An 11,033-nucleotide genomic window follows, 5' to 3' on the forward strand; every position below is an offset into this window, starting at 1 on the left:
CTCTAATCAAGTGAGCCAAAATGGGAGTAATGAACAATGGCCAGATAAGTAATATTACTATGGAAAATCCCTTCAATTTATATATCCGCTCACTTAAGACAGGAAATAGAGTAAGAATAGCCATTAGACAGCCTACCATAATACTATCTATCGAGGTATGTAGCATCATGTTTAAATATCCTTTAACTGAAGGAAATAAAAAGTAGCTACCTACACGAATAATCGGCATCGATAAAATTAGAATAAAAGATAACTTACGAGATTTGTTAATTCCTAATAACAATAAAATTAGAGGCCAGAGTAAATAAAATTGTTCTTCTAATGAAAGAGTCCATAAATGACCAAGAAACCAAGTTCCTCTCAAATAACCATTGTGAAAAGGCCCTAGATAGTTCCATGTAAAAGTTGCTGCTGCTATGAATTGTTCTGCATTGATATTCAAATGAGCAATCAAGTTAATAATGAAAACTACTACTATAAAGCAGTAAAGACTGGGAAATAACCGTATTGCACGGCGTACATAGAATCTTTTCAAATCAATAATACCACCTCTATTAATTTCTTTTAACAAAATTAGAGTTATTAAATAGCCACTTAGGACAAAAAAGAGCCTAACTCCCAAGCTGGAATTGGCTATAAATATTGATGCTAAATTCCAAATCTCACTTTTAGAGTGAATAGTATTTTTTGCATGATCTAGCAAAACTAACAATATAGCTATTCCTCTAAGACCATCAAATGAATGAATTCGCTTTTGAATCATTAAATCAATAAATATTGGTATAATTTATTTAAAAAGATAATGGATAAATCTTCTCAGAAGTTTAATCTCAATAGCATTTTTTAAGAGGATATTTTAAAGGTTTTCTTGTCGGCATGAATCAAAAATTATATATTCCTCTAAATCTACCTTTTTAAGGGGAGTCAATAAATACCTAAAATCACAGGCAAATAAAATACTTTTAAAATAACCTCTAAGCGACTAAGGTATAGTTAAATATTTTTTAGCAAAATGGCAGCTTTAAAAACGTAGTTCACCAGTAGGGTAAATACTATAGGTTTGAGAGGGATAGTATTTAATACCTTTCATCAAGAAACTTCTGATGACTAATAAAATCATTGTACTTTGAGATAAAATACTCAAAAATGAGCTCAAAGTCAATTCGTTTTTAATTGACAGCATGATTAAAATCAGTGATAGCAGAAATCGATATGATGTAATTGGAACATTCATAGTCAAACGAGTTATCCATCCATATAAACTCCCTAAAAATATTCCTAAACCAGCACAACCTATCCTGCCAAAGTTAGCATAAGCTTCTTGTAACAAACCCCAGGCAATTTCGGTTGTAAAGGTTTCTTTATATGTTTGCAAACCATAATATACGCTTAACATATTGGTGGCTTCACTACCACGAACCTTGTTTGAGTTAAATATCCGAGGTATTAATAATTGAGGGATAAGTGAATAAGTTTTTCCCTGCATATATTCTCTTAAGGTTCCAGTTTCAGAAATTGCTTTCATCAGCATGTGTATAATGCTTGAACGATCGTCCAAGCTTTCTGGCTTTTTTTTATCACTACTTATACTGTCTTTAGGAGTATTGATATGCTGCCAAGAATTATTAAGCCAGGTAATGTATACAGTCATATATTGCGAGGGTTGAATTGAGCCTTTATTCCAGTAAAGGGATCGAATTTCTCCTTTCCCTAAGTTTAGGAACGATATGACTAAAAAAGTGATCAATAATAATCGCCACGGAAATTTGCCACTACCAAGCATCCAACCTAAACTCATTAATACTACATACACACCTGCGACACTAAGGTAAAGACTAACTCCTGATTGAAAAATCATAACTACCGTTAGCAAAATAAATAGTCTTGACTGTCTACGACTCAAGCGATTAGCTCCTAGTTGATAACCCAATATCATTAATCCCAGACTAGTAAGAGACGGTATTGCAGTTTTCAAAATTGCATAAATTGAGCTAGGTATTATTAACCATAAATATCCAGTGTTTTGTAAAAGATCAAATATAATAGAAAAAAAGATTATTTGCAGAAAGAAAGGGGTTATTTGGTTTGGTTTAAATACTTTAATTTTAGATATGCCTTGAGGTTCACGACTAACGAAAGCAAGCCAAGTTATTGTTCCAACTCCTAGAAAAATGGCAACGACTACGGCTGCATTAAAATGTAATTCTTCAGAATAATTAATAATATTTGGATTTTTGGAAATAAGGGGAAAAGCATGTGAACCTAAGTAGGTTAGTGTCATTATTGGAAATAGCGGCAGTCCTTTGGCACGATCGGCACACCAGAGATAGGCTGGTAATAGTGCCATTCCTGCAATTAATAGGGCACCCATCTTACTGAGAAAGGGTGCATCAGCAGTGATGATTTTTAGTACTATTAACATCAGAACAATCCAAAAGGCTTTTACAAACCAACGCTTCTGATGTTTGCTAAATCCTATAGGGGACTCAAAGTTAAACCCAGATGTCATAACCATAATTTTAGAAAATTGTTACTAGCATAAAGCTTGTACACGCAATGACTAACTGAATATGAAACTCAAAGTTTCAAAATGGACGAGATTTATTTGTAAAATTAGAATGGACTATTGCTGTTGTAAAGATTGATAACACGTCTGTAAAAAATCGTGTATTCACTAGAATAAATCAAAATTCTTGACTACTTGTTTAAAGACTTACATAATTTATTCAATGTATAACCTAATACCTAAAATTGAAGAATTACTTTATGAGCAACTGCCTTTTCTATAAATTAGCAAGACTCTGCTCGAATACGGCACACTGCTGGCGGGTCATTTCCCGATCTGTATAGGGTTGAAAGGCTAACCAGTTAGTTTTTGGTTGAAACCCTTTTGGCATAGAAAGCAACCAATTAATTTGAGCAACCATCTCGGAAAGCAAATCTTCAGGCTGGTTTGATGAAGTAAAGGTAACAGCTTGACCAGCTTGGCAGCGTTGTAGAATATCAATTACAGAACTCTCCTGGTGAAAAATTGCCAGGATGGGTTTGCGAGCTAGAATACAGGGGTAGAGTTTGGAAGCCGTATAGCTGGGGTCATCGGAGCCAATGAGTAGAATAGCGTCGCTATCAATGAGAACTTGTAGCGCCTCAAAGTAGGGAATGCGATGAGGATATTCGGTTACTAAGTCGGCAACATCTAGTTCTTGGGCTATTGGCTCTATAGTTTTAACGGCTTGACTGCCAAGAGCATAACTAGTACCAACAAAATGCAGTTGAACTGATTGCCAAGGTTTAGGATTATGGCGACGCTCCGACTGAATACTCAGAAATAAAGTTCTCACAGCCAAGGCCATATCATCACCACCTCTGCCCACGTATACCCAATGGCGTTTACCATCATTGGGGTTAAATATGTTTTGCTGAATATTGAGGGAGGAAAGTTTCTTAAAATCAGACTCTGGAGCTCCAAAAGGCAAAACAGTAAACTGTTTTGGTTGTAAATGTGGGTATCGCTGTTGTAAGGTTTTCGGATATGTTGGTGAAACACTAATTACGTGACTGACTTTACTCATAGCCCTGGGTTCCAGCAATTTTGCTTGGAGTTGAGAAAATCCGTACTTGAAGCGTCCTCCTGGTGGAGTAGTGTCTGTATATTTGTAGTAATCACTTAACCAGGGATCTTGAAAGTCTAGGATATAGGGTATTCTAAAGCGTCTGTACCATCTATGACCTAGAGCCATAGTGATGAATATGGTCGTTGAAAAATATACCAAATCAAATTTTTGCAGGTGAAGGAGGCGATCGCCTGCTCTAAGTAAATAGGGAAAACTTCGCAATCCCAAACTGCCCATACCAATCAACCGAGTCTGTTGAAGGGGTATTGCTCCTGTATATGTAACGGGGATATTAGAGGGAATTGTTTTTGCTAGTATGGGGTCTTGGATTCCTTCAACACAATCTGAACGAACAGTTAAAATGTGAGGTTCCCAACCAAATTCTTCAAAGTAGGGCAGAGACATTCGCACCCGTTGATGATCGGGAGCGTTAATTGGTGGAAAATGGGGACTAACTATTAGAACTTTATGGTTCATTTGATTTTGGAATAGTCAAATTTTTTGAATCTTCAAAATACCTTTTCATTTTTATAAAATTTTTCTCATACAATTCATAGCTTAAATATGCGATTAAGTATGTTAAGAAGATAGATATTACAATGCAAACATAAAAATTTAGATTCTGATTGCCAATCATTCCAAAAATAAGAGGATGAAAAACATATAAACCATAACTTATTTTACCAGTAAATACCAATAAAGGATTACTTACAATTTTATGTATGATATTTGGATGTTTTTCAATTGATAGATAACCTACTATACACAAGTAGAATAAGGCTATCATTGTGAATTTTAACGTTTCAATGAAATCCAGTCCTTGTCCCCCAGTAAAGCGCCAGGTAATTAGCAATAAAACAATAGAAAAAATGCCAATATTCACAAAATACTTTCGGGAAATACTAAGATCGTTTTTATATTCAAGATATGCAAGCAACGATCCCATCGCTAAAGCATCAAATCTACATAAAGTAAAGTAAAATACACCTATATTATGAGTAAGTAATATGATACGAATGACTAGTGCTAATAGAATAATTCCCAAAGATGCCCATAGTAAACGCTTTGATGGCAGAAAGTATACTAACAATGGCCAAAAAAGGTAAAAGTGTTCTTCAACTGCTAGCGACCAAAAATGTCCTGGCCCGCTACTTTGGAGATTTAAATCTGTAAATGTAGCTGGAATATTTTGTAGATACAGATAGTACCATAGCTGGTTACTTAAAGGTGGCGTATTATCTATTTTAAATAGTGGTAGAAAAAAGTATACGAGTATTAAAAACCCATAATATAGAGGAAAAATTCTCAGCGAGCGCCTGATATAAAAATTGTAAAAGAAATTATTACTATGGTTTTCTTTTGTAAAGATTAGAATTCTCGTAATCAAGAATCCAGAAAGTACAAAAAAAAGGTCTACACCTGTTTGACCAAAAACAGCAATTTTATTTATTAGCGAAAAATTAAAAGACTGCCAATTAAAATGAAAAAACATCACCATTAAGGCAGCAATACCTCGCAGTCCATCTAATGCATGAATATGGGTAATCTTTGGCATATTTTAGTCTCTATATGTGCGCTTTAGAAAAATAAATATTATTTTGGTTGTTTATAAAAGTCGTGTTTTTAAGTTATTCTGTGAGAATAAATCATACACTGGCGAATGGAATGAGACTGTTGGCGAATTGATAGGGGATCGAACCCATTAGCCTCAATCCATCTTAATTTTTTTTAATTTCAGTACGTTTCAAAGCACTTTCAGTAGACTGAAAAGTTTTACGATCGCTCTGGGGCAGTGGTGCAGATAAAAGTTTGTGTGCAAGATAAACTGCGATTTATAATCGCCAGCCAGCTATATGTTGCAAAGGTGAGATGCTCTCAGTCTAAGCTACGTGAACAGCCAGACTTGGATGGATAAATCCCTGACTACAAAGCCTTAACTATTTACGCTAACCTACTTATGTGTTGGTAAAGCTTCTCATACTGCTCTACAATTACATCAGCAGAAAAACATTGCTCAACACGTTGACGACAGTTATAACGGTTAATATTTGGTAATTTTTCAATACTAGTAACTGCTTCTTCAAAACTATTAACTAAATAGCCATCAATTCCTTGACGCACGATTTCTGGTAATGCCCCTCTTGAGGAGGAAATAACAGGGGTACCACAAGCCAAAGCTTCGGCAAAAACAATACCAAAAGGTTCTTCCCACTCAATCGGCACAATCATGGCAGCAGCTTGTCCCAGAAGTTCATTTTTCTGAGCATCGTTAACAGTCCCAACATACTCAATCCCATTTTTGCCAAGATTGGGAACAATTTCTTCTTGCCAGTACTTTCCTTCTTCCCCAGTTTGACTATAGTTTCCAGCGATAATTAAACGCCGTCCTGTTTTGTGGGCAACTGCGATCGCTGTATGCGCTCCTTTAATTCGTTCTACTCGGCTCAAAAATACCAACGGCGCGTCCTCTGCTACTTTTGGCACAAAATTATACTTCTCTAGCTCAACGCAATTATGAATGGTATGCCAAGTTCCGCCATTTGCTTTTCCCAGAGTACAAATATAGTCACTACATCCTGTAAAGGTGAGAGTTTCCTGAGCCAGCTTCGCTCCCCAACTGGTGGTGCGCTTGGTAGGGTAGCGCTGGTAAGACATGACTTTTGGCAGTTGAGAACCCAGTAGAGGTAGCAGATAGAGAATGCGAGAAAAGCTGTGAACTAAGTCAGGCTGGAATTCCTGAACTACTGACCAAAGACGAGTTGTGTTTTGGATTGTATGAAATTGATCTTGCGATCGCTTCCCCCGCCAAGGAAAGAATTGAGTTACTTTTGAGGTCGAGTCAGGGTGAGCAACTAGTCCCACACTGTGACCGCGAATTTGTAATCCTGTAGCTAATAAATCAACAATGCGTTCAATACCACCATAAAGTTTTGGTGGTACTGGAAGTTCAGGATCGGAACTGAGCAAGATTCTCATGACACTGGTTTAGTTATTATTGTTTTTTGATGTCGCCAGTTATTTAAAGGCTTTTCAATTAATCATCGGATCTCCGTGAATAAGTGTTGCAGGAAATCCAAATATCTTGACTAATAGTGATTTGTTCATTGTAAAATTTCCTTTACAAGTTTGACAAAATATTGTTGTTCTAGATCCCAGTTATAAACTCCTTTACCTAATTTTCTAGCTTGATTACGAACAAATTCAAGTTTAGCTGGATTAGATAATAGGTTATCTAAAGCTACTGCTACTGCTACTGAGTCATTAATATTTACTAATAAAGCAACTTCTCCTAATTGTTTGGCAAATTCTTGTTGGGCAGGGGTAAGGCTCATTAATATCGGTAATCCTGCTAAAAGATAAACAAAAATTTTATTGGTTAGACAAATCGCTCGATTGAGGGGCTGAATTAGCTCTAGGGATAACCCAATATCATGACAAGCTGCTAACTGAGCCATTTGATCAGGGGGTGCGGGAGGAAGAAAGTGGAGGCGATCGCCTACTCCCACCTCTTGGGCTAATTGCATCAGCTGTTCTGAATAACCAGGAAAAGGAATACCTCGTAAGTGCAAACGCACAGGGGTTTGCATCTGCCCCATTGCATGTAGGATTGATTCTAATCCTCTACCGGGGCCTATAGTTTGGGAAAACCAGTACAGGGAAGGTTCTGAACCAACGCGATCGCCCTGGTGTCGCTCTGTGGTCGCTGGTGCTTCTGCTAGGGGAAATACATTCAAAATCGGTTCCATGTTCACCCCGTAACGTTTAGCGTAAGCGGTAGCAATTCCTGGTGAAGCAGCAGTTAAGTGTTGACAACGAGGTAATAAAGTACGTTCAATGCGATCGCGCACCCGAATCTCTGTCTGGTTGGCTGGAGTGTCAGTTAATTCGCCAATATGAAAATCTTCGGCATCGAACCCTAGTTTGGCATGATGTTTTTGAGCGGCAAAAGCCGCTGCTGGAAGTGCAGCCAAACAATGGGCAATGTAAAGGTCAGCAGATTCAGCCGCGGCCGCTTTGGCAAGCTTGGCACTCATAGGACTATGTGCCCAAATAGCCACAGACAAATGGGAAATCCAACCTGTCGTTGCGACTCTCCTAGCCAATTCTTGCCAGAGTCTACGCATCAAATATGTTGGTTTGCCTCCTAGAGTGACTTGTGTCCATGACCAGGGCGCTTGGGGCAAAATACTTTCATCTAAAAGACGGGCTTCGGCTGAATAGTTTCCAGCAACTACTCGCACATGAAAACCCGCATCATGTAAAGCATTTGCTTCTTTCAATAATCTAGGATTGCAGGATACATGACCCGGACTGACCAAACAAACCCGTTTACGACTCATACCTTTTTTGCTAACAGTTCTTTTAACGCCATTTCTAGGTGAGTACCATAGTTATCCCAAGTAAATTCCTTGGCTCTTTTGAGTGCGTTATTGCCGATTCTGCTCAATTCTGGTGGATTTTGATATAAATACTCTATTTTTTCTTGAATTGCTTGAGAATCCCTAATGGGGATGATAAAACCTTCTTCTCCCTCTCTGATTACAGAATCTCCTCCAGAATTGGGAGTACAAATTACAGGTAAGCCACAAGCCATAGCTTCTAACTGTACATAAGCCATTCCCTCATCTAAGCTAGGTAAAACAAATACTGAGGAATTAGAATAATACTCTTTGAGTTGGGAGTGTTCTACTCTTGGTATATGAGTAAAGTATTGCTGATATTCTGTGAAAATATCTTGAAAGGCTGATTCCACTGAACCGATAATTAGACATTCAAAATTATCTAATTTTAAATTCTTTAAAGCTTGAAATAAGTAAATTAGCCCTTTACGAACTCCGATACTACCTACAAATAAAACTCGAAAAATCTTATCTTTTTTTGGTTGGCGATTGAATAAATTAAGCTCTACACCATAAGGAATGACTATTAACTTGTGATTTGATATTCCGCATTTATTCAAAGAGTCAGCGACATATCTAGAAGGGCATAATATATAATCTGCCTCCTGACATTCTTGTAATTCTCTAGTAATTATCTTTTTAAATGTTTTGGACTCATAATCTAAATTTAATCGTTCATATTCTTCAGATAATAATTGCTCTTGATGTTTGTTACACGAACCACACTCTTCAAGAATGGCAATACCACCATTTGTTTTGACTGCTCTAATGGTTTGTAGGCTGGCCCAAGCCCAAGATATAGAGACATCTGGGTTTCCTACACGCAAACTAGCCATCCAATCATAAACTACAGCCAGTAGCCATTCAAAAGGCGATTTAAAAAAATAAAATTTACCTAACAGCTTATCCAGAATCAGGGATACGGCGAATATTGGAGGTAAAAATATTATTTTTCCTCGATTTACCGGCACTCTCTTATAAGCAAATGATGGATGGGAAGTGATTAGCTTGTACAAGCTATTCCTGTTCTGTAACTGATAAGCAAGATGATCTGAATGAAATTTAGTACCGCAAGAGATTAAGACTTTCATAGAAGATAGGTAAATTAGCTATTGACAGGACGAGCAATTACTAGTAACTCATCTCCCGGAAATACCATACTCGCTTGCTCTTCTGATTCATAAGCTACAGGAGTATTATCATAAGGCGGACTGTTAAAAAGAGGGATAAATCCATACTTAGGTAAATTGTTAGCAAAAAATCTAGCATCCAGTGCTAAAGTATGTTTTTCTCCAATCATCGGGCCCCAACCTACGCCAAGATTGCGTGCGGATTGACCACCAGCGTTAGGAACAAAGATAATTAAATATCCAGTAGGTTTAATGAGTTTTTGAAAAAGCGAAAAAGCTTGAGTTAATTCTGGTAAATGTTCTAAAACATGATTAGTGTGGATAATATCAAAGGAATGGGGTTGAAATTGTTCCAGATCAAGCAATTCATCCAAAATTTTTACTGATAAATGCTTGCGTCCATATTCAGACCTAGATTTTGAGATTTCAAAGCCAACAGCATCGTAGCCAGCTTGATTAAATTGATTTACACCATACCCCCAAGAGCAGCCATAGTCTAGTAAAGACCCATGATTTATATATTGTTTAACGATTTGTATATTGTTAGATAAATCAATTTGACTGCCTCGAAATCCTGATCCCAACAAATTTGTTAGTTCTACTTCATCTGGCATATCAGTAGTCATTCCTTCTTGATATTCAGATTGATAAAAATCAATATTGTCTGCTATTCCGTCTTTAGGATAGCGGTACATCAAAAAACATTCTTGACATTGGCGCAGTTCTAAAAGAATTTTTTTTCGCTGGATTAGAATTGTTTTTTCACTTTCACAATGAGGACAATAGCGACTTTGACCACTAAGTTGCTTGTTAACAATCTGACTGAAAAAAGCTAATTTATTCATTTGGTTTTGAAGGTAATATTCTGGATTAAGAAACGTGAGCTTTTCCTAAAAGTTTCATTACAGAGCGTGTCATCTGTTGACCTAAAATAGTGGACATCATTCCTACTAATTTTGGAAAACTAAGACTGAAGCCTGGTTGTAGTTGATAAAGACGGTGCAGATTTTCTTGAAAAAGTTTTTCTTCTGTCATAAACAGGGTACGAGAAGTGTAATCATACCCATTCACTAAAGCAGAAGAACGTTCTGGAGTAAGTCCGCCATGATGCCGCCAAAATTCTTCAATTTGGCAGTTATTATGAAAACAGTCTTTTACAAAACCTACAGGATCGCGACTAGATAAACTTTTGTTTTTGTGAACGCGGTAATCGGCTCCTACCCCTGGGACATAGACAAATTTACCACCTACTAAGGCTGCATCCAACAGAAAACGTGCATCTTGAATAATTGGTAATGACTCATTCCAACCCCCTATTGCATCTACAATTTCCCGGCGATAGAGGAGAGCAGCTGGTGGTGCCCAGAAATTAGTGAACAAGGCAATTTGGGGATCGGGGTGAACGTCTTCAATTTTTCTGGCAATGACGTTACCTGGCAAAAATTCGCCTGTTTCATTTTCCTCCAACTTTTGCCAATCTGAGTAGGCAACATCAGCACCACTGGCTTCTAAAGCATTGACTCGTTTTTCTAAGGCATCAGCTCGTAATAAATCATCAGCATCAAGGTATTGAATAAATTTACCTTGTGCTATGTCTGTTCCTCGGTTACGTGCTGCACTTGCGCCCTGATTTGATCCGAAATAAGCTCTAATTTTGTTGCCGAATGAAAGAATAATATCGGCAGAATCATCAGTAGAACCGTCATCAATGATGATAACTTCATCTTGTTGAGTGATTTGATCTAATGCACTTCTAATAGTTTTTTCAACAAAAGAATATGCATTGTAACAGGGAATGACAACTGAAACCCTCACCATAAATATAACCTAACCAATTAATATAAGTCTTGATATAAATTCATTTCCTCAGTAAATCTTGATAAAATGAA

The 11,033-nt window shown here is 37.1% G+C and carries 9 protein-coding genes; all 9 read right to left on the reverse strand.

The features are described 5' to 3' along the window. Positions 1-763 (reverse strand): acyltransferase family protein (locus tag V7K42_RS15310; protein ID WP_334917455.1); only part of this gene is annotated, 763 nt, incomplete at its 3' end. Positions 764-1,021: 258 nt separating this feature from the next. Then, positions 1,022-2,509 carry a hypothetical protein gene (locus V7K42_RS15315; RefSeq protein ID WP_334917457.1) on the reverse strand — a complete coding sequence of 496 codons (1,488 nt, stop codon included), beginning with the start codon at positions 2,507-2,509 and terminating at the stop codon, positions 1,022-1,024. A 274-nt stretch (positions 2,510-2,783) separates the two neighbouring features. Beyond that, the gene (locus tag V7K42_RS15320; protein WP_334917459.1) at positions 2,784-4,091 is read right to left on the reverse strand and encodes a hypothetical protein; all 1,308 of its coding nucleotides are present in this window, start codon (positions 4,089-4,091) and stop codon (positions 2,784-2,786) included. Next, positions 4,081-5,169 carry an acyltransferase family protein gene (locus V7K42_RS15325; protein WP_334917461.1) on the reverse strand — a complete coding sequence of 363 codons (1,089 nt, stop codon included), beginning with the start codon at positions 5,167-5,169 and terminating at the stop codon, positions 4,081-4,083. The genes V7K42_RS15320 and V7K42_RS15325 overlap by 11 nt, the downstream gene beginning before the upstream one ends. Before the next feature lie 386 nt (positions 5,170-5,555). Continuing rightward, positions 5,556-6,590, reverse strand: coding sequence for a glycosyltransferase (locus V7K42_RS15330; protein WP_334917463.1), 1,035 nt, complete (start codon positions 6,588-6,590; stop codon positions 5,556-5,558). Between the two features lie 125 nt (positions 6,591-6,715). Continuing rightward, on the reverse strand, positions 6,716-7,954 hold the full coding sequence (locus V7K42_RS15335; RefSeq protein WP_334917465.1) for a glycosyltransferase: 1,239 nt from the start codon (positions 7,952-7,954) through the stop codon (positions 6,716-6,718). Continuing rightward, positions 7,951-9,105 carry a glycosyltransferase family 4 protein gene (locus V7K42_RS15340; RefSeq protein ID WP_334917467.1) on the reverse strand — a complete coding sequence of 385 codons (1,155 nt, stop codon included), beginning with the start codon at positions 9,103-9,105 and terminating at the stop codon, positions 7,951-7,953. The genes V7K42_RS15335 and V7K42_RS15340 overlap by 4 nt, the downstream gene beginning before the upstream one ends. 14 nt (positions 9,106-9,119) lie before the next feature. Continuing rightward, a complete protein-coding gene (locus V7K42_RS15345; protein ID WP_334917469.1) occupies positions 9,120-9,989 on the reverse strand; it encodes a class I SAM-dependent methyltransferase in 870 nt (289 codons plus the stop codon). 25 nt (positions 9,990-10,014) lie between these two features. Beyond that, positions 10,015-10,962, reverse strand: coding sequence for a glycosyltransferase family 2 protein (locus tag V7K42_RS15350; RefSeq protein ID WP_334917471.1), 948 nt, complete (start codon positions 10,960-10,962; stop codon positions 10,015-10,017). Positions 10,963-11,033 lie beyond the last annotated feature (71 nt).

The organism is Nostoc sp. (genome assembly GCF_036917455.1).
GTDB lineage: Bacteria > Cyanobacteriota > Cyanobacteriia > Cyanobacteriales > Nostocaceae > Nostoc.

What these genes read in the sequence shown, in the direction of transcription:
- V7K42_RS15315 (WP_334917457.1), bottom strand. Translation starts at nt 2,509, where the DNA reads ATGACATCTGGGTTTAACTTTGAGTCCCCTATAGGATTTAGCAAACAT.
- V7K42_RS15320 (WP_334917459.1), bottom strand. Translation starts at nt 4,091, where the DNA reads ATGAACCATAAAGTTCTAATAGTTAGTCCCCATTTTCCACCAATTAAC.
- V7K42_RS15325 (WP_334917461.1), bottom strand. Translation starts at nt 5,169, where the DNA reads ATGCCAAAGATTACCCATATTCATGCATTAGATGGACTGCGAGGTATT.
- V7K42_RS15330 (WP_334917463.1), bottom strand. Translation starts at nt 6,590, where the DNA reads ATGAGAATCTTGCTCAGTTCCGATCCTGAACTTCCAGTACCACCAAAA.
- V7K42_RS15335 (WP_334917465.1), bottom strand. Translation starts at nt 7,954, where the DNA reads ATGAGTCGTAAACGGGTTTGTTTGGTCAGTCCGGGTCATGTATCCTGC.
- V7K42_RS15340 (WP_334917467.1), bottom strand. Translation starts at nt 9,105, where the DNA reads ATGAAAGTCTTAATCTCTTGCGGTACTAAATTTCATTCAGATCATCTT.
- V7K42_RS15345 (WP_334917469.1), bottom strand. Translation starts at nt 9,989, where the DNA reads ATGAATAAATTAGCTTTTTTCAGTCAGATTGTTAACAAGCAACTTAGT.
- V7K42_RS15350 (WP_334917471.1), bottom strand. Translation starts at nt 10,962, where the DNA reads ATGGTGAGGGTTTCAGTTGTCATTCCCTGTTACAATGCATATTCTTTT.